Origin of the sequence: Pseudoalteromonas apostichopi, assembly GCF_030297135.1 — a bacterium.
Lineage (GTDB): Bacteria > Pseudomonadota > Gammaproteobacteria > Enterobacterales > Alteromonadaceae > Pseudoalteromonas > Pseudoalteromonas apostichopi.
The window spans coordinates 3,462,773-3,486,599 of sequence record NZ_AP028065.1 but is presented as its reverse complement, the minus strand read 5'-3'; the positions used below and the strand labels follow the sequence as shown (position 1 = coordinate 3,486,599).

Below are 23,827 nucleotides of genomic sequence, written 5' to 3'. Positions count from 1 at the left end.
AAAAATATCTCATTAAGAACAACTTAATAACGAAATTTTTGCCTTGTTATCGACGATGTTTTATTGCCTCAAAATAGACCACTTAATTAAGAGAATTGGTATTAGGCGTTTGATCACACGAGAAGGAATATAATAATGTAAGTGATAGTGAGCAACGCCTACTAACCCTGTTGGTCCAAAAAGATAAATTGAAATTGGATAACAGGTTTAGATGTTCATGTTGGCGGCTACTCCTAAAAATGAGCTCTTATAATAACCATCCACTGCCTAAATGGCAACGAGTTATGTTACTCTTAAGCCACTGAACATTTAAAGGAATCTATTTTGAATTTAGTTGAAAGCCAGCATGCCTCACAAAACCCTATTCAAGTTAAGCTGCAAATTGCTGAACATAAGCGTGTTTTTGTCATTGGCGATTTAGATGCAGATTTAACTAAATTTGAACAGGCGCTCTGCTCTGTCAATTTTAATCCAAGCACGGATATTCTCTTTTCACTCGGCGATGTAATAGACCGGGGTGATAACAGCATTGCTTTATTAAGACGTTTTAAAGAGTTGGGTGTAAACATGTGTTTAGGTAACCACGAGCACATGCTACTTGAATCATTATTAGCAAATAATGAAGATTATTATCGCTTATGGGTTGAAAATGGCGGCCATTGGCACACCCAAGCAACCGATGAAGAGCTTAAATTTGTCTTTCAGCAACTTCTAAAGTGCCCTCTTTCTTATTTTGTTGAATACGCTGGTATAAAAATCGGCCTCTCGCATACCACGTGCGCTGATTGGGATTGGAATAATCCAACAAAAGATAAAGAAAAAGCTATTAGTTTACTACTTTGGGATAGAGCTTTAACCAAAGCAAAGAAGCCAGTAATAAACCCAAGTATCGATTTTTCAGTGCACGGTCATAACACCACTAAAGAGCCTTATTGGCTAGGTAATAGCTATCATCTTGACACAAATTACCTCAGTGGTAAGCCTACTATAGTTGAGCTTAAAACACTGATAAACCAGTTTTCATCAATGTAAGCTTGCCAGTCGTTCGACAGTTTGATCATCAAGGTATTTTTTATAGGTGAGCCGTGCATGCCATAGCTGCTCATCGTTTTCTTGAATGTAAATAATTGGGCCAGCAACTTTATTCGCTAAGCTAGTTAATTTACTGTATTCACGGGTATCAATTATGCCATCGCTGAAGTAGCTTCGTGCCGTATTTAAAAATTGCTCTTCTTTATAGATATCGCTATGCCAAATTAACGAACGATACATACTTGCTGTTATTTCGGATGGCTTGTCATTCGAACGAAAGAGTTTCACTTCTGTATAAATTGAATTACCGGTGATTACAATCCCTATTAACGACAACGTCGTAAGAGTCATCATCCATTTCATGCTCTATTCCTCAAAATTAGGTACTAACCTAACTATAGGTGATGAAGATGAATGTATGCTGTTTATTTAATTAATTAGGATTGGTAAAAATATTTTCAAGATACTTAATTCTTGTTTTAAATGTTGTTTAATGTATTAGGCAAACTAGCCTAATACATTAACATCACTACTAGTGAAGTGCCGCTGTAAACGGTATATTTTTACAGATTTCAGCTTCTGCGATAAGGATTTCTTCAAGGCGAGCATCAACTTCTTGCTTATCGAAATACTCGTAGGCAAGTTCAACGAATAAGTTTTTATGTTTTTCTTCTGATTTAGCAATCGCGACATAAAACTCTTTTTCTTTACCTGCTGGTAAGGCTTCAGCGACAAGCGAAAAACGCTCATGTCCGCGAGCTTCTATTACTCCAGCGACTAATAAGCGGTCCATTAAAAATTCATCACGACCATTTCTGAAAACCGCGCGAATTTGTTTGATGTAAGGATCTTTTTGATCATTACCAAGTGAAACATCACGTTCCATTAGTAATTTTAAAACTTGCTTAAAATGAATCATTTCTTCTAACGCTAAATCAGTCATAGCTTTAACGAGCTTACGACGATCTGGGTAGTGTGAAAGCATAGACATAGCCATACCAGAGGCTTTTTTTTCTGCTGCAGCATGATCTTGTAAAAAGGTATTGAAGTCAGCCAAGACTCCTTCTGTCCATTCAAATGGCGTGTGGTATTTTAATTCAAACATAATAAGGAACAACTTAACTTATAATGGCGGCGATTTTAGCGTATTTTACTTATGATTATAACCAAGAGATTTATCAATTTTACCACTTCGGGTTGATGACACTTTATCTGGGTGTTTTATGTCATTCCAAGCTGTGACCTTGCCCCCAATATTAAGCTGTTTAAAGCTGATTGGTTGTTCCGTGCTTAAAAACTGCTGCAATAGTTGCGGGCTATTAGGGTCAGCAACATTAAGTGTTAGTAATTGATGTTCACAGCCTTTAAAGTAATCTGCTATTTGCTGTTGATGGCGCTGATAACAGGCTGTTAAATACTCATCAGATTCTAAATCTGCCAAACTATAGTGGCCAAACACATCAAGATAACAGCGTTTTAAGTGAATATTAAAGCCACCGTCTGGGCGCATTAAATTAGTGTGCATACGTGTTAATAGCTGCCTGATTGATGGTAGCCATTTAGCTAAGTCGCGCTCAAGATTTATAAAGCGGCTGTTTGCAAAGTGTTTATCAAGTAAAACATATTCACTAAATACAGGGGTGTCGGCAATAACGTCTGCGTTGGTAATTGCTTGTTGGGTATAGGCTGTGTGCGAGGTTTTATAGCCGAGTTCTAAAAAGCTGTTACATATACTGGTTGTGCCGGTTCGTGGTAAACCGATTATAAAAATTTTTGAGCTCATGGCACCTTATCAATAGATAACCACAGCGACTTATCTTCTACTGGGGTTAACCTTGGTAATTCGTTATTGTTCAATTCTATAATAATCTTGTCATGAACGTGGGCATTTTTAATGAAATCACCATTATATTTAAAGAATAGCTCGTCAAATTCACCGTTTTTACGCATAACTTTTAAACCCTCATTCACCGCTTTTGCAATTTCAGGCTTATCTTTGTTAAAAAAGAAATAAATAGGGCTTTTATATTTAAGCATTAGTTGCGGAAGAACAACCAAGTCGATTTTTTTCTCGAAATTAGCCTTTTCCTCCTCTATTTCGAGTATAGAGCGAGGAAATAACTGCCCTCTTCCTTTATCAAGCATAACGAACAATGACTCAAAATCTTGAGAAGTAGCCACAGTTAAATTGTTGCCTTTTAAAATATCTGTGTCAGGCCAGTGCTGGCCTTGTATAAATATAATATTTTTGAGATCGTCGTATGTCTTGATTTGGCTTAGATAAGGTAATTGCCTTTTAGTTGTAAACATTAAACGCCACCCGAACAGTCCTTTAAAAATAGGAATTCTCAATGGCAATAACATTTTTTCACGTTCAGTATTGGTCATACTCCAATACACATTAATACCAGTTCCAGTTGCTATTTCTCTAAGAACTCTGTTTTGTCCTAATAGTCTTGGTGACGGTGTTAAAGTAAAATTATAACCACTTCTCTCAAGTGCTGTACGAAGCAATATAAGAGGATAAAGTAATTTTTCATCAAGGTTTGGCAAAGTCTTAGGGTAAATTACCCTAAGAGTTTCAGGTGGAATAGCAACCGCTTTTTTTGCATTGATTGTTTTTACATTTGCCGAACAAATATTTGTTAAAAACAGTAAGGTAAGAGTAAAAACAACTTTCTGCATATTAGAATACCTGTGTAACTAATAACATCACTGCACTGATCAAAATAGTTAAGAAGGTGAGTATCATTCCTAACGCTCGTAATTTCATTATATTATCAACGAGTGCATAACTATGACAAAAACGGCCTGCAACAAGCATTGAACCTAAAATATAGCAGAAATGGCTAGGAAGACCCTGATACTCTAATAAAAATAGCAGAATCAATGAAAATGGCACATATTCAATAAAATTAGCATGGGTACGTATAGCTGCTTGTAGGCTTGCATCACCACCATCGCCTAGTGAAATACGTTTTGCTTTACGAAGTTTAATTACACGAAAGCTAAGTTGGATGTATAAAATGGCCAAAATGGCAGCAAAAGTTGAAACAATCACAGTTTTTCCAATTTTTATTTAAAGTTAGACGCTTAGCACTGTTTATTGCTAGGCTGTTAAGTAAGTAGTTAGGTTAGCTCAGTATGATATTTAATGTCTAACAGTTCTTAAGGAAGTGCATGTTTACGCCAAGAAAAATTGCCGATAATTACCGTGAAATGGTAAGTAGTATCGGTTTTTACCCTTCAATGCTCTCTGTCATGTTTTTGATTTTCGGATTAATTAGCATTGCAGTAGAGTACTCTTCACTATCAATGGAGTTTAAAAAGCTGATTGGCGTGTTGTTGGTCGACAGCGAAGAAAACGCCCGAACTATCCTCAGTACGCTTGCAGGAAGCATTATCTCGTTAACGGTTTTTAGCTTTTCTATGGTTATGGTAGTGCTAAACAGCGCCAGTGCTAGCCTTTCTCCTCGAGTATTACCTGGACTAATTACCCGTAAATCGCACCAATTAGTGCTTGGCTTTTATCTTGGTAGTATTATCTACACTATATTAATGTTGATAAACATACGTACCATTGGCGATGGAGATATGGGAATTCCATCTTTGGGTATCTTCTTTTCTTTGGTTTTTGGTTTGATTTCGCTGGGATTTTTTGTGTTTTTTATTCACTCAATTTCTAAAGCGATTCAGGTCGATAATGTGTTAAACGATCTATTTAAAAATACCAAAGGCGAGCTTAAATGCATTATTAATATGCAACAAGAAAACCCAGTTGAGCATTTTCCTGACTTTGATGACTGGCATAGCATAAAAAGTAAAACAGAAGGCTACTTTAAAGGCGCACATAGCGATAAATTGTGCGCATTGTGCCAACAGCACGGTATAAAAATTTATATCTCGGTTAAGCAAGGCTTCTTTACGGTTAAAGGTTATCCGTTTTTAAAATGTGATACTGACTTATCTGACAACCCAGAGCTTGTAGAGCAACTACTAAACTGTTTTATCTTTTATATCGAAGAGTATATCAGCGACCATTACCGCTACGGTATGACACAAATCTCAGAAATTGCAGTAAAAGCCATGAGTCCGGGGATTAATGATCCTGGCACTGCGGTAAAAGCCATTGATATGCTGAGTATCTTATTGATTTTACGTTTAGATATTTATGATGTTAATTACTCGCTTAAACGATGCGAGAACAATCAACCACACCTTTATATACACGAAACATCATTCGATGAGCTACTGCACGATAACTTTACGCCTATTCGTAACTACGCAAAAAATGACGCCTATGTCATGGTTAACGTACTTGAAGCTTTTAAAAATATATTGTTTAGAGCATCTGATAACGAAAAAGCAACAGATAGTTTGTTTGTTTATTTAGGGGCGATTATTGAAGATATCGATACGCATATTAGTAATGAGTATGACCGAGAACAAATTACTAATATGCTTAAAGCCATAGCCCGTATTTCAGAGCAACAAGGTGAAAAATTGCTGGCAAGCTTCACCAGCAATCAATAGACTAATTTTCTATTAAGTAAACGGCATAGCTACTAGCTGTGATCGTAAGCTCGCCACCGTTGTATGCATCAGGTACATAGTTATCTGGTGCAGCTTCAGCCATAACCATTTTACTTGCACGCATATAAGGCTGGTTTCCTGTTTCTAGTGGGCTATTAGAAGCGGTATAAAGACCTTTAAGCTCTACCCCGTAATCACTGGCAAACTCTTTTGCGGCATCACGCGCATCTTTAATTGCCAGTTTTTGAGCTTGCTTTTGTAACTCTTCATAACGGCTAGATATAAACTGCGTTTGATTAATTTCATTTATGCCCGCGTTCACCAATTGCTGAAGCATAATTGGGTACTTTTTAATATCAGTTAAAGTCACAGATAGACTGCGCGTTACTCTATAGCCGACAAAGTTTTGCTTGCCTGTTTCACGGTTGTATTCTGTTTGGCGGTGTATAGAGATATTAGACGCATAAATGCCCTTTTCATTCACACCTTGGCTTTTAGCAAGCTTAATAGCTTTTGCCATGGTAGCATCGGCTTTGTTTTTAGCGGCAATTAAATCTTTATCTACTTCAACAATACCCACTGTTAGTTTAACGTTATCAGGGATAGCTTTGATAGTTGCGTTGCCTTGAATGTAAATATGCGGTGCATCAGGTGTAGCTTGTGCTAACGCATTAAAGCTTAGCGCGGTGGCCATCGCGGTGAAAATTAACTTACGCATAATACTGTTCCTTAATTATTAACTCCGTTCATTATCACCTTAAAGAGTTAATTGAATATGAACAAGGCCTTTTAAAACAATATAAAAAAACAGGCATTAAAGCCTGTTTTTTCAATAACTCAACGTGTTATAGCTTAGATACTACGACGCTTATAGTTACGGTACTCTGGAAGCCAATAGTTTTTCTCAATTGCAGCCCATAGCGCTTCATCGCTCAGCTCAAGTGCCACACCTTCTTCCATCGCTTTTTTCGCTACCGCAAACGCAATACGTTTACTTAACGATTGGATTTCAGTAAGTGCTGGTAATAAGCTACCTTTACCTGTGTTAGCACGTGGCGAAGACTCTGCCAGAGTTTCACTTGATACAATCAGCATCGCATCTGTGATTCGTGTTGCTTTAGCAGCAATAACACCTAAACCAATACCCGGGAAAATGTAGCTGTTGTTACATTGCGGGATTGGGAAAGTTTGGCCGTTATACTCAACCGGATCAAATGGGCTACCAGAGGCAACAATCGCTTGACCGTCTGTCCACTCAATTACGTCTGAAGGAAGTGCTTCAACTTGCTTAGACGGATTACTTAACGGGAAGATAATCGGTTGTGGGCAAGATGCGTGCATTGCACGAATAACTTGTTCTGTGAATAAACCAGGTTGGCCAGATACACCAATTAGGATGTCTGGTTGCGCACAGTGCATTACATCTAATAAAGATGCGTACTCACCGCTGTATGTCCACTCGCTCAAACCGTCTTTAGATTGGCAAAGGGCTTGTTGGAAGTCACGTAAGCCTTCCATGCCTTCAGTAAGTAAACCAAAACGGTCAACCATGAAGATTTGAGAACGAGCTTGCTCATCACTGATACCTTCAGCAACCATAGTACTGATAATTTGCTCAGCAATACCACAGCCAGCAGAACCTGCTCCGACAAACACGACTTTTTGCTCTGAAAGTTTCGAGCCTTTAACACGACATGCAGCCAGTAAAGAACCTACTGTTACTGCAGCAGTACCTTGAATGTCATCGTTAAAGCTACAGATTTCATCACGGTAGCGTTTTAATAATGGCATTGCATTTGGTTGTGCAAAGTCTTCGAACTGAAGTAACACGCTTGGCCAACGACGTTTAACAGCTTTGATGAATAGATCTAAGAATTCGTCATACTCTTCTTGCGAAATACGTTTATGACGAGCACCCATGTACATAGGGTCGTTAAGCAGTTTTTCGTTATTCGTACCAACATCAATCATTACTGGTAACGTGTAAGCTGGGCTAATACCACCACACGCTGTGTATAGTGATAATTTACCAATTGGAATACCCATACCACCAATACCTTGGTCACCTAGACCAAGAATACGCTCACCGTCAGTTACAACGATAACTTTTACTTTGCCTTTAGTGGCGTTACGTAAAATATCATCAATTTGGAAACGATCTTCGTAAGAGATAAATAGACCACGGGCACTGCGGTAAATGTCTGAGAACTTTTCACAGGCATCACCTACTGTTGGTGTATAGATAATTGGCATCATTTCTTCAAGATGATCACGCACTAAACGGTAGTAAAGTGTTTCGTTGTTATCTTGAATAGCACGAAGGTAAATGTGCTTGTTTAAATTATCGCTAAAGCTTGAATACTGCTGGTAACAACGCTCAACTTGTTCTTCGATCGTTTCATAACGCGGTGGCAGTAAACCGGCTAAGTTGAAATTTTCCCTTTCTTTTTGTGAAAAAGCACTGCCTTTATTTAATAGTGGCGTTTCGATCAGACCTGGGCCTGAATAAGGAATATAAAGATAATTTGGATCGGTATTTGTAGTCATATTTCCAAGCTTTGATGCGTCATAATTATGACCTGACATTATTACTCTTGAAGGCGAAATTGCAATGACAATTCACCTTGTCAGACCATTGAAGAAAATGAATTTTATGCTCTAAAGAGCTTACTAGATAGTATACATGAAAACTCAGCAGCTTTAAGGCTGCTGAGCTTGTTTTTAGTGGCTTTTATCACTTAAAGCGATGCCTTCACGGCGAGGATCGGCTGCGCCATAAAGCTTACCGTCTTTTACTTCAACAGCATGTAAACCAGAGTTTAAATCTAAGATACGAACTGTATGTCCACGATTAACAAATTCGGCTTCAGCGTTGGCAAGTTCAGTGCCCTTTTCTAGGCTTGTGTAATTATTACGATTAGTAATGCGCGGTAAGTTAATTGCAGTTTGCGCATCTAAGTTCCAATCAAGCACACCCACAACCACTTGAGCAACGTAATCAATAATGCGGCTACCACCCGGTGAACCGACTACCAAGCGTAAGCTGCCATCTTTGTTAAACACCATTACTGGCGACATTGAACTACGCGGACGTTTACCTGCTTCAACACGATTTGCTAACGGCTTACCATTTTTTGTTGGTGATAAAGCAAAGTCAGTTAGCTGATTGTTCAAAATATACCCGTTCACCATTACTGTTGAACCAAATGCCATTTCGATAGAACTTGTCATTGACACTGCATTACCTTGGCTATCCACAATCGATACATGGGTGGTTGATGGTAATTCGTAAGCATCATCCTGTGCATAAGCAAGTGAGTTTGGTGGTGTGCCTGCTTCAGCGTGGGCATCTTTTTCAGAGATTAGCTTTGCTCGACCTGCAAGGTAATCTTTATCAAGTAAACCTTGTGTAGGGATTGGCATAAAATCAGGGTCGCCCATATACACGTTACGATCTGCAAACGCTAAACGCGATGCTTGTGTAAAGTAATGCAGAGCTTGAACTGAATTTGGTTGAAGCTTAGACATATCTTTGTGTTCAAGTAAGGCCAGAATCTGTAATACAGCTACACCACCACTACTTGGTGGAGCCATTGAACAAACCTCATACTGGCGATAATCAACACATACAGGTGCTCGTTCTTTGCTTTTGTAATTAGCTAAGTCTTCAACACTCAAAGTACCCGGTGCTACCGCTGAGTTTTGCACTGCATTGACAAGTTCTTTTGCGTTTTCACCTTTATAAAAAGCATCAATACCTTGTTTAGCAATATCTTTATAAAGTGCGGCAAGTTCTGGGTTCTTCTTAACAGTGCCAACAGCAAGCGGTTTACCATCTGGGAAGAAATAATCACGAATAACAGGTAGCTTTGTAACCCCTGGGTTTAACTCTTTAGCGAGTAACTGATGTAAACGCGGTGATACAATAAAGCCTTTATCAGCCAATTCAATAGCAGGGCCAAACAAGGTTTGCCAGTCTAACTTTCCGTAACGCTTATGAGCAGTGGCAAAGGCATCTAAAATACCAGGTACACCTACAGAGCGACCGCCTACCACCGCTTCAATCCATTTCACAGCTTTACCGTGTTTATCTAAAAAGAGTGTTTCGTCAGCGTTACTTGGTGCAGTTTCTCGACCGTCAAAACTAGTAAGGCTTTTTGTTTTATTATCAAAGTACATCATAAATGTACCACCACCGATCCCCGACGATTGCGGTTCTACCAGTGTTAAAACAAGTTGAGTTGCAATTGCAGCATCAACTGCAGAGCCACCTAGTTCAAGCATTTTTTGCCCGGCTTTAACTGCATAAGGGTTTGCGGCAGCGACCATGTACTTATCGCCTTCAACAACCTGTTTATGAGCAAAGCCTGTTGCGGCTTCAGGTTCGCGAGTCTCAACTTTTGCAGGGGTAGCAAAAATAGCAGTTGAATAAATTAATGAAGTGGACAGAGCTAACAGCGCTTTGGTTTTGAATAACATAAATAAACTTAATCCCGTAGTGTATTTGGCATCTTAAAATTAAACGTGCACAATAGGCGACAATCTCAGATACAATAAAAATAACATGATAAACCTGCCCCTGAAACTAGAATATATTCTGCCTCCTTTGTGTTTAGTACTACTTAGTTCGTTGTTTGCAACTTTCAACTTAAATGAATATCTTGAATTTAACCGTGATTTAGTTGCAAATGGTGAATTTTGGCGTATTTTCACCAGCCAATTTGTACACGCAAATTGGCCCCATTTAGGCCTGAATTGTGCCGGGATTTTATTAATTTGGGCCTTGCATGCTGAGTATACAAGCCCTGCTCGCTATGCGTTTAATATTACTATTCTTGCATTATGGTGTGGATTAGGTGTCTGGCTATTTTGCCCAGATATCGAAATTTACACCGGATTAAGTGCCCTTCTGCATGGTGTGATTATTTGGGGTGCAGTTAAAGATGTACAAGCAGGCATGTTTTCAGGCTGGTTATTGTTTGCGGGTACCTGGGCTAAAGTGATTTGGGAGCAAATTGCAGGCCCGAGTGAATCGGTAAGTCAGTTAATCGCGTCTAATGTTGCCATTGATGCCCACTTTATCGGCGCAGTTGGTGGCACACTACTCGCTTTGCCTGTCTTTATAAAAATAATAAGAAATCGCGAGTAACCTTACTCGCTTTCTTATTACAGCTCTTTATTAGCTAGAAAAAGGAACTTTAAATGAAAGAAAATAAAGGCCGCTTTTATCTAAGCCTCATCTTGCTTTGTCTTTATGGCCCATTGCTGCTTGGCTTTTTAAGCTCATATATTAATTTAAATTTTGTATCACCTAGGTATATGAGTGATGTTTCTCAGGTAACCAATGTAATAATACTTAGCTCATCTATTTTAGGCTTTACTTTATTGCTCATGAAATACCAAGAAGTTAGAACGCTTTTTAACAATAGAATATTCGCCAACACCTTAATTATAATAAGCTTTTTGTATGCTTGTTTGATGTTCATGGCAGTGTCCTTAGTTGTATTTTTGGATGCAACTTTCAGCTCAAATAAAGATTACATTTATCAAGAGCAAACATTTAATAACCGTACTTTTTATGTTTATACAGCAGACCCAGGTGCTTTTGGAAAAGCGCACCATTATGTGTATTTAAAGTGCCCTGCTTCCTTTAATCGCTATGAATTGGAGTTAATAGCCAATCTATCATGGATGAGAGACTATGAAATGAGCCTAGAGGGGGATGATCTAATTTTTCAAAACGACTCAGAGGAAGGTAAAACTGTGCTCGATGTGAGTGAATTTTACTGCAAATAACCCCTTTTAGATAAATTCTATTACAAACAAAAACAGCCACTTAAAGTGGCTGTTTTTCATTTACGCTATTGGATTACAGGGTTTCTTTAAATAGCTTATGAATACGGCGGTATTCATCTAACCAGCTTGATGGTTGTACAAAACCATGTGGTTCAACTGGGAAGATAGCTGTTTCAAAGTTTTCTTTTTCAAGCTCAATTAAGCGCTGTACTAAACGTACTGAGTCTTGGAAGAATACATTGTCATCAACCATAGGCGCATTAATCAATAAATGGCTCTTAAGACCTTCAGCAAAATAAATTGGTGAGCTCTTTTCATAGGCAATTGGATCAACATCTGGGTGGTTTAAGATGTTAGACGTATAAGGACCATTGTAGTGAGCCCAATCAGTTACTGGACGAAGTGCAGCACCTGCTTTGAATAAATCAGGCTGTGTGAATAGCGCCATAAACGTCATGAAACCACCGTAAGAACCACCATAAGTACCTACAGCTTGTGTATCTACATTTGCGTTGTCTGCCATCCAGCTTACGCCATCTGCTAAATCTTGGATCTCAGGTGTACCCATTTGACGATAAATAGCTGTACGCCAATCACGGCCGTAACCTTTCGATGCACGATAGTCCATGTCCATTACTACGTAGCCTTCTGAAGCAAGTAGTGAGTGGAACATAAACTCACGGAAGTAACCAGACCAACCCATGTGTGAGTTTTGTAGGTAACCAGCACCGTGGTTAAAGATAACCGCTTTACGGTTTTTACCCGTTTCGCCTTCTTTATAATCAGCTGGGTAATATACTTTTGCGTAAATTGGCTGATCAGTGTGGCTTGAAGGCACAGCAACAATCTTAGGTGCGATTAGTTTCTTCGCTAAGAACTCATCAGAGACCGTGTGCGTTAACTGAGTTGCTTGGGTATTTGCTTTTGCATCAGCAACATAAAGCTCAGGTGGCGACATAATTTTTGAGTGAGTTAGCAATAGTTTGCTTTCATCTGGGCTTAACTGGTAGTCAGTCATACCATCGAGGTTGGTTACTTGCTCAGATTCACCGTTTGCAGGGTTTACACGATAGATTTCGTAAAGACCTGGGTGCTCAACGTTAGCTTTGTAGTAAATTGCTGAGTTATCATCCGTTAACGTTAAGTTAGAAACAACAAATTGGCCTTTAGTTATCTGCGTTGCTTTACCGTTTAGTGGCTTTTTGTAAATGTGGCTGTAACCAGACTCTTCAGATAAATAGTAAAGGGTATCTGAGTTGTTCAACCAACCAAAATCATTGTATGCATAGTTTACCCACGCATCGTCATGTAGACGGTGTTGTGAAACAAGCTTGTTGTTTTGTGTATCAACAGTGGCTAACCAACGGTCTTTGTTGTCCCATGCTTCAAGCATAAGAGCCACTTGTGAGCCGTCTGTGTTCCATTGAATAGCACTCTGGTCCCAACCCCAATCCATCATTAGGTTGATGGCACGTGGTGCTTTTTCAGACTTATAAGTTTTGCCATCACGAGCGTAGTTTTCTTTCTTAACAGCAGCAAGAACGTCTTCATCAAAACCAGGTAAAGTATCGAATGCTAGGGTTGTTTGCTCGCCTGATTTAAGGTCAATGTAAACAACGTCTGAGCTGATTGGTTTTTCATCAGCAACACGACGGCGTACTTTTTCTGCTTTTACGCGCGCATCATCGGCAATGTAATTAGGCATGATATCGCCTTCATCGCGCCATGAGCGGTTTTCTGTGGTTACTGCAACAAGTGCTTGGCCATTTGGTGAAAGCTGTACATCTGCTAAACGTTTACCTTTACCTAAGTAAAACTGTGCGTTAGCAATGCTGTCGTTTTGTTCGTTGATTTGTGCTTTACGCTCTTCACGATCTTTTTTGTTTTTATGAGTAAGCGCAATGTAATCAATTAGTTTGTGTTGCTCTTTTGCAATATAAGTGTCTGGCTCTTGTACACCTTTAGGTGCATCATCTAGGTGTAAGTTAACTAATTCAACTTGGCGACCGGTTGCTAAATCAACTTTATAAAATGCATTACCTTGGCGATAAGCAAGGCTACCATCAGTTAAAAACTGTGGTTTTGATTGCTTTGCGCTGTCGTGTGTAATTTGCGTAATTTGTCCAGTGCTTAAGTTTTTAATGAAGATATTACCTTCAAATGCATAAGCCTGTTGCTTTTTATCTGCTGAGTAAACTGCGTTTTTAGCGCCTACAGTGTGTAGTTTATTTAACGCTAATTGTGATGCAGATTGGCTATTTACCGCTTGAACGTATAAATCGCGTAACTCATTGCCTTGTTGCTTTTGTGCATAAACGATACTGTTAGAATCACCGTTCCAGAAAGCACGCTCAGGCTGACGACCTAACCAATCAGGATGAGCCATTGCTTGCTCTAACGTGATTTCAGCTGAACCTGTATCAGCAGGAGTAGCAACAACTGGGGCTACATTGGTAACTTGTTCTTCAGAAGGCGTTGAGGCGGTTGATTGACAACCTGCTAGCATGAAGCTAGATGCGACTGCGAGAGCCACTAACGTTTTATTAGCAGTGGTTTTGAATTTCATAGTGCTTCTTACGGGTTATTATAATTCGCCCTATTTAAGCAGAAGCACTGATGAAATAGCAATTTTTATAGGATAAACAGCCAAACTTTTCCGTTTAATAACAGCTTATTTTAAACTGATATCAAGCCATACCATACGGTGATCAGACGATGCGTTACGATCTTTAATTAAACGGAACAGTTCAGAGTTTTTCTGTGGCCAAAAAACTCCACCATCGTTTATCTCAATACCATAATTTGATGGTAAAACGTAATCAGCACGAGCCTGCCAATAAGCGGTATAGTTTTTAGCGTAATCTTCTTTATACGATTCTTTAGCGCCTTTGCTTGTTGGCGTAAAAGAGGTATTCACTAATGGATTTTTTAAAATTTGGTCTGTGGTATTCGGGCGTGCCTTACCCCCTTCTGGCGCAGCATTTAAATCACCCACAATCACAAAGCGGCTTTTCGCTTTTAAGCCCCCTTTTTGGCCTTTATCATCATAAATATAGTTAGCATTATTGATGTAGTCTGCAATCAGGCGTACTTCATCATGATTACGCTTACCGTTACGGTCCTCATCACCATCAAAAACCGGTGGGGTTGGATGCGAAGCAAGCAAATGAAGCGTTTTTCCTTTTACATCAATTGGTAAATCCCAAAATGATTTAGAGCTTAGGTGAATTGCTTGCCATTCCTCCGTAGAGTACCAGTCTTTACCTGTTTTAGGGTCTATAGGCATTTGTGCATTTGGCATGTCTTTGTATTTGAATGTTTGTAGTGTGCGCGCTTTATCTAAATCGATTGGATAGCGCGACAATACAGCCATTGCATAATGCCCTTCAAAGAAGCCAAAACCTTGAGCATCACCTTTGTAATGCCCCTTTACACCATCGTTATCTAGGTCAAACTCGGTAGCTAAACCGGTGTTAACGGGTGCAATAAAGTAATACGGGTAATCGATAGCAACCTGCTTATTTTGTGATACTTGCAGGTAGTTTTTACGAAATACGTTGATGCCTTTGTCTGCATCAATATAATCAAACTCATTAAGTAAAATAACATCCGGTCTTACACGCTGAATTATTTCGGCAATGTTGCGTATTTGCTGGTGGTTGCTCGCTAAAGCTTTGCTTAAAGCATCTTTATCAATCGCTTCACCTTTTTTTGCATAGTTGGTTGCGTCCATACTTACGTTAAAGGTCGCAACTCGTAAATCAGCAGCCGATACATTGTTAGCAAATAAGCCTACAGTCAGTGCTATTGAAGAAGTTAATAAAGCGTTTTTCATGAAATAAATCCGTCTACAATAAGTAGTAAAATAATACTGCTGACAATGATCCATAAGATCATCGCCATGATAAAAGGTTTAATGCCCGCTTGTTTTAAGACCGAAATTGATAAGCCACTCCCAATCAAAAATAAGGTCATTACCAAAACTTGTTTAGCGCCAACATTAAGTGCATGCCAGAGTGTTTGGTACTCAGGGAAGCTTGAGTTGATCAATGCAGCCGCTAAAAACCCAAATATAAACAATGGGATACTGGCTTTTTCATCTGATTTCCAAAAAACACCTGCGATACTAGTATACGGTATGATCCACATCGCTCTAGTGAGCTTGATAGTGGTGGCAATTGCAAGAGCTGATGCGCCATAAGCAGCTGAGGCCCCAACTACACTACTAGTATCGTGAATAGCCAGTGCCGCCCATACCCCAAATTGATGCTCAGTCAGGCCCAAATAATGACCAATCATTGGAAATAACACCAAGCCAAGTGCGTTAAGTAAAAAAACTACAGCTAAAGATATCGCGACTTCGTGATCTTTTGCCTTGATAACTGGCGCCATTGCTGCAATTGCGCTACCACCACAAATTGCAGTACCAAATGATATGAGTACACCGGTATTTTTATTTAACTTAAACAACTGAGATAAAATTTCGCCAAGGCCAATAATCGCGGTAATACTGACAATAGTAAGTACAATTGAGCTGCGCCCTACTTCTATTACTTGACTAAAATCAACAGCAAAGCCTAAGCCAATAACCGCTAACTTTAGCATCCATTTACTAATTTTTTGTGACTGAACTGCAAATGGATTACCTAAAACCATAGCAAACAAAGCGCCAACAACAAGTGCCGTAGCAGAGCCAACAAAAGGTAAGGCCGATGCTAAAAATAGTGCAATAAAAAGAAATTGTTTTGGGCGTTCGGCTATCACAACGGTGCTCTGATAAATTTATTGGTTAACTTATGAACCACAGGTGCGACTATAATAACGGTAGGAAATGCGACACAAAAAGCAAAAGCCCATGCTTTAAGCCAAATGGCTGCAATGTTATCGATTAAACCAAGGTTAAAAATACTGATCACTAAAGACATAAATCCAGACATAAACAGCGCCATAAAAAACGCAAATACGACTGTTCTTAATCGAGGATGTAACATAACGAACTAATATTAATATAAAAATATTAGTCTATAGCAAGATACCCCTGACGCAAGTGCTTTGAGACAAGAGGTACAAAATTAGCGAAGTTTGCGGGTAATACCAATTCGCTTAATTAAGTAGTCTATTTTGAGGCAAGAAAACCTTGTTGATAACAAAGCAAAAATTTCGTTATTTAGTTGTTCTAAATGAGAAATTTTTAACGCAGGTAGCGACAGGTTTAATCCCTCAAAATGATTAAGTATTATTGCGGATTGGTATAAGTTATAGCGATTAAAAAGCCGAGTTTATCTCGGCTTTAAGAATTTAAACTGATTAGTTTAAAATAAGTTGGGTGCTGGTATCAGCAACACCTGGGTAGTCTTGCTCAGGCAAGATTTCGGCAAGTGCTGCTAAACGCTCACCTAATTGGTGAAGGTTATCAGCCGATACATTGATATGACCCATCTTACGACCCGGTTTAGCCGTTTTACCATACCAGTGACTAGTAACGTCTTGCGTTGCTAGTACTGAGTGTGGGATTGAAGGCTGACCTAATACGTTGATCATAGCAGTAGGACGAAGACACTCTGTACTACCTAGTGGTAAACCTGCAACAGCGCGCATGTGGTTTTCGAACTGTGAGCAATGTGTGCCCTGCTGTGTCCAGTGACCAGAGTTATGAACGCGTGGCGCAATTTCGTTAACTAATAACGTACCTTGTACATCAAAAAACTCGATTGCTAATACACCTACATAGTCAAGCTCTTGCGCTAACTTGTTAAATGCCAGCTCAGCTTGTTCTTGAATCGCTGCTTTTTCTTTACCAGCAACTGAAAGCGTAAGCACACCATTGGTGTGTTGATTTTCAGTTAATGGGTAAATAACTGTGTTACCTGCTTTGTCGCGTGCACCAATGATAGATACTTCACGGTCAAATGGGATCATCTTCTCTGCGATAATAGAGTGCGGAGCACTCTCGGTGCCAGATGCAATGAAATCTGCCATTTCTGACCAGATTTGGTCAATTTGGTCATCTGACTTTAAGCGCCATTGGCCTTTACCATCGTAACCCGCTTGGCAGGTTTTGATCACAAGCGGCTTGCCTAAGCGCTCTACAGCAGCGATAAGGTGCGCTTTTTCTGTAATTAATTGGTAAGGCGCACACTCAACATTTGTTTTATCAAGTAATGCTTTTTCAAGTGCGCGGTCGCCACCTGTTTTAATTGCCGCTTTACCCGGATAAAACTTATTGCTTTGACAGCACAGTGTTAGTACATCATCAGGAATGTGTTCAAACTCTGCGGTGATAGCGTCTGCGTTATCAATAGCTTGTTGTAATGTGCTGTTACGAACTTCACCAGTTAATGGGTGAATGATTTTTTCACTTCCCACATCGTAGGCAACAACATTTAAATCAAGCGGTGCACCCGCTAAGCTCATCATACGAGCTAACTGGCCTGCACCTAAAATTAGAATATTCATATTACTCTGCAGGATTAGGATTAGCTAAGATTGTGTCTGTTTGTTCTTTACGGAATGCTTCAACTTTTGCGAAGATTTCAGGCTGTTGGCAACCTAAAATTTGTGCCGCTAAAAGGCCAGCATTAGCAGCGCCAGCTTCACCAATAGCAAGAGTACCTACCGCAACACCTTTAGGCATTTGGCAAATAGATAATAAAGAATCTACACCATTAAGTGTTTTAGATTTAACTGGTACACCTAAAACTGGCAGTGATGTAAACGCCGCAGCCATACCAGGTAAGTGCGCTGCACCACCTGCACCAGCAATAATAATTTTAATACCGCGATCTGCAGCTGAGCTTGCATAGTCAGCAAGTAATTGAGGGGTACGGTGAGCAGAAACAACTTTAGTTTCGTATTCAATGCCGAATTTTTCTAGCATTAACGCCGCATGTTCCATCGTTGGCCAGTCTGATTTGGAACCCATAATAATGCCAACAGTCATAAATACACCTCAGTTAAATTGTTTTCTAAAAAGCGGACTTTTGTCCTTATTTTGTGGCGGGTATTATATACCTAACTCACATCAAGATGCGACTCTAGAAGCACAAAAAAGCCATGACATGCATGGCTTTTAATCACTCATCAGCTAATTAAGCTTCTTTGCTTGCTAGGTACTCAGTGTATGTACCTTTAAAGTCTATAACTTTGCCGTCTTTGATTTCCCAAATACGGTTTGCAAGCGATGATACAAATTGTCTATCGTGAGATACGAACAATAATGTCCCTTCGTATGCTTCAAGTGCTAAGTTAAGCGCTTCGATAGATTCCATGTCCATGTGGTTGGTTGGCTCATCCATTAATAAGATGTTTGGTTTATGCATCATAATTTTGCCAAACAGCATACGGCCTTGCTCACCACCTGAAATCACTTTAACTGACTTTTTGATGTCGTTTTGTGAAAACAGCATACGACCTAAGAAACTACGAACAACTTGCTCGTCGTCACCTTCTTGTTGCCATTGTTCCATCCACTCAAATAAGTTCATGTCTTGTTCGAACTCGTCAGCATGGTCTTGTGCGTAATACCCAATATTAGCGTTATCTGACCATTTAAATTCACCTTGTTTTGGTGCTAAACGACCAGCTAAAGTATTTAATAATGTTGTTTTACCAACACCGTTCTCACCGATAATCGCAATACGCTCACCTACTTCAACTAAGCCTTCAAGGCCGCTGAATAAGGTCTCTTCGAAGCCTTGCGCTAAGTTTGTTAGCTCTAACGCATTACGGAATAACTGCTTATCTTGCTCAAAGCGAATAAACGGACTTTGACGAGAAGATGCTTTAACTTCTTCAAGCTGAATTTTATCGATTTGTTTCGCACGTGATGTTGCTTGCTTTGCTTTTGAAGCGTTCGCAGAGAAGCGCGATACGAACTGTTGAAGTTCGGCAATCTGGCTTTTCTTCTTCGCGTTTTCGCTAAGTAGACGCTCACGAGCTTGCGTTGCAGCGAACATGTACTCATCGTAGTTACCAGGGTAAATACGAAGCTCGCCATAATCGATGTCAGCCATGTGTGTACATACAGAGTTTAAGAAGTGACGGTCGTGCGAAATGATGATCATGGTACAGTCGCGCTGGTTTAACACGTCTTCTAACCACTTGATGGTGTATATGTCCAAGTTATTGGTAGGCTCATCGAGTAGCATGATATCTGGATCAGAAAACAGCACTTGTGCAAGTAACACACGCAGTTTAAAACCCGGTGCTATTTCAGACATAGGGCCGTAATGTTGCTCTGTACCAATACCTACACCAATTAGTAACTCACCTGCTTTAGCTTCTGCTGAGTAACCATCCATTTCGGCAAACTCAGTTTCAAGATCAGCCACTTTCATGCCGTCTTCTTCGCTCATCTCAGGTAGGCTGTAAATACGGTCACGCTCTTTTTTTACTTCCCACAGCTCTTTATGACCCATGATTACTGTGTCGATTACAGAAAACTCTTCGTAAGCAAACTGGTCTTGATTAAGTTTTGCAATACGTTCGTTTGGATCTGTGCTGACATTACCTGAAGATGGCTCAAGTTCACCACTTAGGATTTTCATGAAGGTTGATTTACCACAGCCATTCGCACCGATTAAACCGTAACGGTTACCATCGCCAAATTTTGCTGAAATATTTTCGAATAAAGGTTTAGCACCAAATTGCATGGTGATATTAGCTGTACTAATGATAGCGGTACCCTCCAGCGGGTAAAAAAGTAAAAACGAAACTGCGGGCAATTTTAAACTAAAGCCGCTTAGCACGCCATGAAAGTTTAATTAAATACTCCCGCTAATTTTACAAGCTCACACCTAGCGACTACCTTTAATGAGCGCGCTCACTTAACCATATGAGCACGCTCACTTTTAAAATAACCATTTATAAACAGTAGGTTAAGAATGAGCAAACATGCAGATACTCACCAACGTATTTTAGAGGCGGCTTGGCATTTTTTTACTGAGCAAGGGTTTAATGATACTTCAACGAGGCAAATTTCTGCAGCAAGCAACATAGCAGTGGGCACCTTGTTTAATCATTTCTCTGATAAAGTGGCTATTTTAGAAGCATGCCTTGATGATAAATTTAATGATGTGCTGGAACGCGCCAAAGAAACGGATATACACCGCCCTGCTCGCTTAAAGATTAATCATTACGCGCAATATTTTTATCAGTTTTATTGTTTACATCATCGCTTTTATAAAGTGCTTTTTAGCCAGCGATTGTTTTCACAGCCATTCCAGCAACAGCACATGGAGCTAATACAATCATTAGTTTTTGCCGACCAGCCGCAATTTAATAAAGTAAAAGCAGCTATATTACTCGACTGCTATTTTATGACCTTGTTATATGGTCTAGGTGCCGAAACACCAAATACTAAATTAATGCTTAGAACGCTAAGCCAGAAAGTGTCTATTTTTTAGCCTTGGTAACTCATTGATAATTCAATATAGTGAACCTAAAATGAATAATTTTTCCTCAAAGACGCTTTGTTGCATGATAATTTTTCACTTTTTACCCTATTTTAGCTTTGATAATCTCCTACCTTTAACTAAATTATACCTATTAGGGACAATTATTAATCAAGGTACTTTATGAAAAGAACAGACACTGCCTTATTTGTTGCAGGCATGATTGCCATACCGACAGCCAATGCCATCGAAATCTATAACGACCAAACCAATAGCGTTACTGTTGGTGGCTTTATCGATGCAAGAATTATTAATACGCAAGGCGAAACTGAGGTAGTAAACGGTGCATCACGCATTAATTTTGATTTTAAGCGCCAATTAAAAAACGGCTGGCAAGCTTTTGCTTTACTTGAATGGGGTGTTAACCCTGTTGGTAGCAGCGATATCGTATACAGCAATCGCTTTGAATCAATTCAAGATGAGTTTTTATATAACCGTTTAGGCTATGTTGGTCTTAAACATGACGATTACGGCCAAGTCACTTTAGGTAAACAATGGGGTGTATGGTACGATGTTGTTTACAACACCAACTACAGCTTAGTATGGGATGGTAATGCTGCAGGTGTTTATACCTACAATAAAGATGACGGTGCTGTAAATGGCACAGGTCGCGGCGATAAAGTACTGCAGTATCGCAATACCTGGGGTAATTTTCATTTAGCGCTTCAAGCACAACTGAAATCTGATGACTTTTATACCTGTGATATCGTTGATATATCAATGAGATCGTGTGAGGTACTTTGGAACCAAGGAAATAACGCCGCACAAAAAGTAGAATTTAATTCTACTTATGGCGCCGCACTCACCTACTCGGTTAGCCCTAATTTAAAAGTAACTGCGGGTGTTAACCGCGGTCAGTTTGATATCGTGTATGCAGGTGGGAGAAACCAATCTGTAAATGATTTAATTTATGGTATGGGCATTACCTATGGTGATTTTTATAAGCCTGGTTGGTATGCATCAGCGAATATAAATAAAAACGAAAACCACGATACTGACAACTTAGGTCGCTTAATTAAAGATGCCGTTGGTTTGGAGTCTATCTTCAGCTATCGCTTTGATAATGACATTCGTACCTTTGTAGCTTATAACGTATTTGATGCCGGCGATGACTATGTTATTCAGCCAAACTTTAATGCCGATCCTGAAGATGTATTTAAGCGTCAATTTGCAGTAATTGGTGCGCACTACTTCATGGCAGAAGATACCATTTTATATATTGAAGCCCGTAAAGACTTTAGCGACTTTTCGAGTAATGACGCTGAGCAAGAAGCACAGATGTCACAAACCGAAGATGACGGTATTGCCATTGGTTTTAATTACACTTTGTAATCACGATTAACACTAAAGCCCACTTTTGTGGGCTTTAACTCACGATAAAAATACTGCAATACATTTTTCTTTTTTGTCGCAATATCAACCAACAAATGCTATTACTTAACAGTCATAAAACTAAAAAAATGAAAATAATTGAGGTTAATATGTCTAACAGGACCAAACTTATTCTTCTCTGTGCAATCTCTAGCGTTTCATTTCTGCTCTTTTACTGGCTAACACATGTCAGAGAATCGGATACTGTTTTAGGTGTTAGCTCCGATTTATCTGGTGGTTTAGTTATGGGCTTTGCTATTGGTGTGATGCTAGTTACATTAAGTACATTTAAGTTAAACAAGTATTGAGTGTTTTTTGGAACTGTATGATGCCAAGTCATAAAACGTTTGGCTTAAACTTGTTATAAAGATTATAACTACCCTATTAGCCATTCATTTTAAGCATTTATAGCTCAACAACTGCATTGACTCCGCCACTAAATAAAATTAAAAATGATGCTAGGTAGCTACGCGTTAAGGCGTATTTACTGCTTTTCATCTTACAGTGGACTCCATTTCTTGTACTTTCCCTTACGTCCAAGAGCAACAGCGTTGGTGATTTCTTCACGCGGTGACCTTTCACAATAATTTAAGTATTCTTCTACTATTAATCCTGACCACCCAGGAGCTGCTGCTACGACCCAAAAATGAATACCTTGGTTCAAATCTTTTGCAGCAACGTAATTGATAATTTTTTCTATCTCACTATCACCCGGTATCATTTTTAGCATAGCCATTGCTCGAAAAGCCCCTTCAATGAGTGCCTCATTGCCAATATCAATAAGCTTAAATATTGTAGCAGTGTCTCTTTCATTCTCTGTAGAAAGTCTTACTATTGCATCTCCAATAGCGACGTAAAGCATAGTTGCTTTATTATCTTGCTTTACGAGTCCATTTAAAAATGGCAATGCTGGCTTATAATCACATTCACCTATAGCCATGATCATCTGATACTGTGTTTCCCAAGTCCTTTCATCATTGAGTTCATTCTCAAGCGCAGCCAATAAATACGGACCAGCGTTAATATCTTTTAGCTTCCGCAACTTCTTCGCTGCTGAACGACGTTTTTGGGATTTCTTGTCTCTCAGTTGTTCCATTATTTCATTCATTATTCAGCTCTTCGTAATACATATAGGGTAGCTAAATAATCGCTTTATAATGAACGTTCTAATTCTGTTGTTAGGTGTTCTCAGCATACTTCATCCTAAAAAGAAGCATAGCAAGCTTGATTCCAATTAGTACCCCAGCGCCTATAACGAGCGGGACTAGGCTTTCTAAGTAAAATGGAATACTTGAGATAAGCAATCGAGATAAAACAACAGCGCCTTGAACAAGCATTATATACGCAGCAAGATGAAAGAACTGAATTGGGTCTTTCAAGCTGAATGGATTGTGATTCCAATCAGGCTTGTGCCATACCTTCGCTGATAGAGGATTAACAACTTGCATGCCAACAACAAATAAAAGAGCCAAAAAGGTAAATACAAAAATAACACCTAATGCACTCAAATTGATAGCCGGGTTAGCCTTCGGCTCAAGCGGAGTAAATAGAGATGAGACTGCTATGAAGGATATTAAAGCAATACGAAGGAATTTCCATTTATTCATAATCTTTGCACTCAAGCATCAAATAACCAACACAAT

At 39.3% G+C, this 23,827-nt stretch carries 23 protein-coding genes; 6 read left to right on the top strand and 17 right to left on the bottom strand.

Annotated elements, in window-relative coordinates:
- Positions 1-324 precede the first annotated feature (324 nt).
- Positions 325-1,032 (top strand): metallophosphoesterase, encoded by a 708-nt coding sequence (locus QUE86_RS15810; RefSeq protein WP_239977961.1) that lies wholly within the window; start codon positions 325-327, stop codon positions 1,030-1,032.
- On the opposite strand, the gene QUE86_RS15805 is transcribed toward QUE86_RS15810, so the two are convergent.
- The 5 genes from QUE86_RS15805 to QUE86_RS15785 all read right to left on the bottom strand — a co-directional run bounded on the left by QUE86_RS15805 (position 1,024) and on the right by QUE86_RS15785 (position 4,093).
- On the bottom strand, positions 1,024-1,395 hold the full coding sequence (locus QUE86_RS15805) for a hypothetical protein (RefSeq protein ID WP_130051506.1): 372 nt from the start codon (positions 1,393-1,395) through the stop codon (positions 1,024-1,026). The two genes, QUE86_RS15810 and QUE86_RS15805, sit on opposite strands and share 9 nt — an antisense overlap.
- 169 nt (positions 1,396-1,564) lie before the next feature.
- Positions 1,565-2,137, bottom strand: coding sequence for a MiaE family protein (locus tag QUE86_RS15800; RefSeq protein WP_130051507.1), 573 nt, complete (start codon positions 2,135-2,137; stop codon positions 1,565-1,567).
- Between the two features lie 45 nt (positions 2,138-2,182).
- Complete coding sequence (locus QUE86_RS15795; RefSeq protein ID WP_130051508.1) at positions 2,183-2,815, bottom strand: sulfotransferase; 633 nt, start codon at positions 2,813-2,815, stop codon at positions 2,183-2,185.
- Positions 2,812-3,717 (bottom strand): substrate-binding periplasmic protein, encoded by a 906-nt coding sequence (locus tag QUE86_RS15790; RefSeq protein WP_286258358.1) that lies wholly within the window; start codon positions 3,715-3,717, stop codon positions 2,812-2,814. Before QUE86_RS15790 ends, QUE86_RS15795 begins: the two co-directional genes overlap by 4 nt.
- A gap of 1 nt (position 3,718) precedes the next feature.
- A complete protein-coding gene (locus QUE86_RS15785) occupies positions 3,719-4,093 on the bottom strand; it encodes an MAPEG family protein (RefSeq protein ID WP_130051510.1) in 375 nt (124 codons plus the stop codon).
- A 119-nt stretch (positions 4,094-4,212) separates the two neighbouring features.
- Here QUE86_RS15785 and QUE86_RS15780 point away from each other — a divergent pair, with 119 nt between their 5' ends.
- Positions 4,213-5,565 (top strand): DUF2254 domain-containing protein, encoded by a 1,353-nt coding sequence (locus tag QUE86_RS15780; protein ID WP_130051511.1) that lies wholly within the window; start codon positions 4,213-4,215, stop codon positions 5,563-5,565.
- Between the two features lies 1 nt (position 5,566).
- On the opposite strand, the gene QUE86_RS15775 is transcribed toward QUE86_RS15780, so the two are convergent.
- From QUE86_RS15775 to ggt, 3 genes are all read right to left on the bottom strand, one after another.
- A complete protein-coding gene (locus QUE86_RS15775) occupies positions 5,567-6,283 on the bottom strand; it encodes an SIMPL domain-containing protein (protein WP_130051512.1) in 717 nt (238 codons plus the stop codon).
- Between the two features lie 134 nt (positions 6,284-6,417).
- Entirely contained in the window at positions 6,418-8,112 is a 1,695-nt protein-coding gene (locus QUE86_RS15770; protein ID WP_130052291.1) for an NAD-dependent malic enzyme, read from the bottom strand.
- 174 nt (positions 8,113-8,286) lie between these two features.
- Positions 8,287-10,044 (bottom strand): gamma-glutamyltransferase, encoded by a 1,758-nt coding sequence (gene ggt / locus QUE86_RS15765; RefSeq protein ID WP_286258353.1) that lies wholly within the window; start codon positions 10,042-10,044, stop codon positions 8,287-8,289.
- A gap of 85 nt (positions 10,045-10,129) precedes the next feature.
- Between ggt and rrtA the strand changes: the two genes are divergently transcribed.
- Complete coding sequence (gene rrtA / locus QUE86_RS15760; protein WP_286258352.1) at positions 10,130-10,714, top strand: rhombosortase; 585 nt, start codon at positions 10,130-10,132, stop codon at positions 10,712-10,714.
- Positions 10,715-10,767: 53 nt separating this feature from the next.
- Positions 10,768-11,361, top strand: a complete 594-nt coding sequence (locus tag QUE86_RS15755; RefSeq protein WP_286258348.1) for a hypothetical protein — start codon at positions 10,768-10,770, stop codon at positions 11,359-11,361.
- A gap of 73 nt (positions 11,362-11,434) precedes the next feature.
- Here QUE86_RS15755 and QUE86_RS15750 read toward each other — a convergent pair whose 3' ends face one another.
- The 7 genes from QUE86_RS15750 to QUE86_RS15720 form a co-directional block, all read right to left on the bottom strand.
- Entirely contained in the window at positions 11,435-13,927 is a 2,493-nt protein-coding gene (locus tag QUE86_RS15750; protein WP_286258345.1) for a prolyl oligopeptidase family serine peptidase, read from the bottom strand.
- A gap of 105 nt (positions 13,928-14,032) precedes the next feature.
- Positions 14,033-15,196 carry an endonuclease/exonuclease/phosphatase family protein gene (locus QUE86_RS15745; RefSeq protein WP_250661980.1) on the bottom strand — a complete coding sequence of 388 codons (1,164 nt, stop codon included), beginning with the start codon at positions 15,194-15,196 and terminating at the stop codon, positions 14,033-14,035.
- Positions 15,193-16,125 (bottom strand): YeiH family protein, encoded by a 933-nt coding sequence (locus tag QUE86_RS15740; RefSeq protein ID WP_256854414.1) that lies wholly within the window; start codon positions 16,123-16,125, stop codon positions 15,193-15,195. The genes QUE86_RS15745 and QUE86_RS15740 overlap by 4 nt, the downstream gene beginning before the upstream one ends.
- Positions 16,122-16,298, bottom strand: coding sequence for a DUF2798 domain-containing protein (locus QUE86_RS15735; RefSeq protein ID WP_286258340.1), 177 nt, complete (start codon positions 16,296-16,298; stop codon positions 16,122-16,124). The genes QUE86_RS15740 and QUE86_RS15735 overlap by 4 nt, the downstream gene beginning before the upstream one ends.
- Before the next feature lie 370 nt (positions 16,299-16,668).
- Complete coding sequence (locus QUE86_RS15730; RefSeq protein ID WP_286258339.1) at positions 16,669-17,817, bottom strand: 5-(carboxyamino)imidazole ribonucleotide synthase; 1,149 nt, start codon at positions 17,815-17,817, stop codon at positions 16,669-16,671.
- Between the two features lies 1 nt (position 17,818).
- A complete protein-coding gene (gene purE / locus QUE86_RS15725; RefSeq protein ID WP_054553887.1) occupies positions 17,819-18,301 on the bottom strand; it encodes a 5-(carboxyamino)imidazole ribonucleotide mutase in 483 nt (160 codons plus the stop codon).
- Between the two features lie 148 nt (positions 18,302-18,449).
- Positions 18,450-20,036, bottom strand: coding sequence for an ABC-F family ATPase (locus QUE86_RS15720; protein WP_286260411.1), 1,587 nt, complete (start codon positions 20,034-20,036; stop codon positions 18,450-18,452).
- 207 nt (positions 20,037-20,243) lie between these two features.
- Here QUE86_RS15720 and QUE86_RS15715 point away from each other — a divergent pair, with 207 nt between their 5' ends.
- The gene (locus QUE86_RS15715; protein ID WP_286258338.1) at positions 20,244-20,765 is read left to right on the top strand and encodes a TetR/AcrR family transcriptional regulator; all 522 of its coding nucleotides are present in this window, start codon (positions 20,244-20,246) and stop codon (positions 20,763-20,765) included.
- A 171-nt stretch (positions 20,766-20,936) separates the two neighbouring features.
- Complete coding sequence (locus tag QUE86_RS15710) at positions 20,937-22,145, top strand: porin (protein WP_286258337.1); 1,209 nt, start codon at positions 20,937-20,939, stop codon at positions 22,143-22,145.
- A 538-nt stretch (positions 22,146-22,683) separates the two neighbouring features.
- Here the strand turns inward: QUE86_RS15710 and QUE86_RS15705 are convergent.
- Both QUE86_RS15705 and QUE86_RS15700 read right to left on the bottom strand, forming a co-directional pair.
- The gene (locus QUE86_RS15705) at positions 22,684-23,292 is read right to left on the bottom strand and encodes a HEAT repeat domain-containing protein (RefSeq protein WP_167657687.1); all 609 of its coding nucleotides are present in this window, start codon (positions 23,290-23,292) and stop codon (positions 22,684-22,686) included.
- A gap of 70 nt (positions 23,293-23,362) precedes the next feature.
- Positions 23,363-23,791: a hypothetical protein gene (locus tag QUE86_RS15700; RefSeq protein ID WP_286258334.1), complete on the bottom strand. Its 429-nt coding sequence runs from the start codon at positions 23,789-23,791 to the stop codon at positions 23,363-23,365.
- Positions 23,792-23,827 lie beyond the last annotated feature (36 nt).

Coding starts and splice junctions, on each gene's coding strand:
- QUE86_RS15750 (WP_286258345.1), bottom strand. CDS start 13,927: ATGAAATTCAAAACCACTGCTAATAAAACGTTAGTGGCTCTCGCAGTC.
- QUE86_RS15805 (WP_130051506.1), bottom strand. CDS start 1,395: ATGAAATGGATGATGACTCTTACGACGTTGTCGTTAATAGGGATTGTA.
- QUE86_RS15745 (WP_250661980.1), bottom strand. CDS start 15,196: ATGAAAAACGCTTTATTAACTTCTTCAATAGCACTGACTGTAGGCTTA.
- QUE86_RS15715 (WP_286258338.1), top strand. CDS start 20,244: ATGAGCAAACATGCAGATACTCACCAACGTATTTTAGAGGCGGCTTGG.
- QUE86_RS15770 (WP_130052291.1), bottom strand. CDS start 8,112: ATGACTACAAATACCGATCCAAATTATCTTTATATTCCTTATTCAGGC.
- QUE86_RS15705 (WP_167657687.1), bottom strand. CDS start 23,292: ATGAATGAAATAATGGAACAACTGAGAGACAAGAAATCCCAAAAACGT.
- QUE86_RS15735 (WP_286258340.1), bottom strand. CDS start 16,298: ATGTCTGGATTTATGTCTTTAGTGATCAGTATTTTTAACCTTGGTTTA.
- QUE86_RS15775 (WP_130051512.1), bottom strand. CDS start 6,283: ATGCGTAAGTTAATTTTCACCGCGATGGCCACCGCGCTAAGCTTTAAT.
- QUE86_RS15790 (WP_286258358.1), bottom strand. CDS start 3,717: ATGCAGAAAGTTGTTTTTACTCTTACCTTACTGTTTTTAACAAATATT.
- QUE86_RS15710 (WP_286258337.1), top strand. CDS start 20,937: ATGAAAAGAACAGACACTGCCTTATTTGTTGCAGGCATGATTGCCATA.
- rrtA (WP_286258352.1), top strand. CDS start 10,130: ATGATAAACCTGCCCCTGAAACTAGAATATATTCTGCCTCCTTTGTGT.
- QUE86_RS15800 (WP_130051507.1), bottom strand. CDS start 2,137: ATGTTTGAATTAAAATACCACACGCCATTTGAATGGACAGAAGGAGTC.
- QUE86_RS15795 (WP_130051508.1), bottom strand. CDS start 2,815: ATGAGCTCAAAAATTTTTATAATCGGTTTACCACGAACCGGCACAACC.
- ggt (WP_286258353.1), bottom strand. CDS start 10,044: ATGTTATTCAAAACCAAAGCGCTGTTAGCTCTGTCCACTTCATTAATT.
- purE (WP_054553887.1), bottom strand. CDS start 18,301: ATGACTGTTGGCATTATTATGGGTTCCAAATCAGACTGGCCAACGATG.
- QUE86_RS15755 (WP_286258348.1), top strand. CDS start 10,768: ATGAAAGAAAATAAAGGCCGCTTTTATCTAAGCCTCATCTTGCTTTGT.
- QUE86_RS15700 (WP_286258334.1), bottom strand. CDS start 23,791: ATGAATAAATGGAAATTCCTTCGTATTGCTTTAATATCCTTCATAGCA.
- QUE86_RS15780 (WP_130051511.1), top strand. CDS start 4,213: ATGTTTACGCCAAGAAAAATTGCCGATAATTACCGTGAAATGGTAAGT.
- QUE86_RS15730 (WP_286258339.1), bottom strand. CDS start 17,817: ATGAATATTCTAATTTTAGGTGCAGGCCAGTTAGCTCGTATGATGAGC.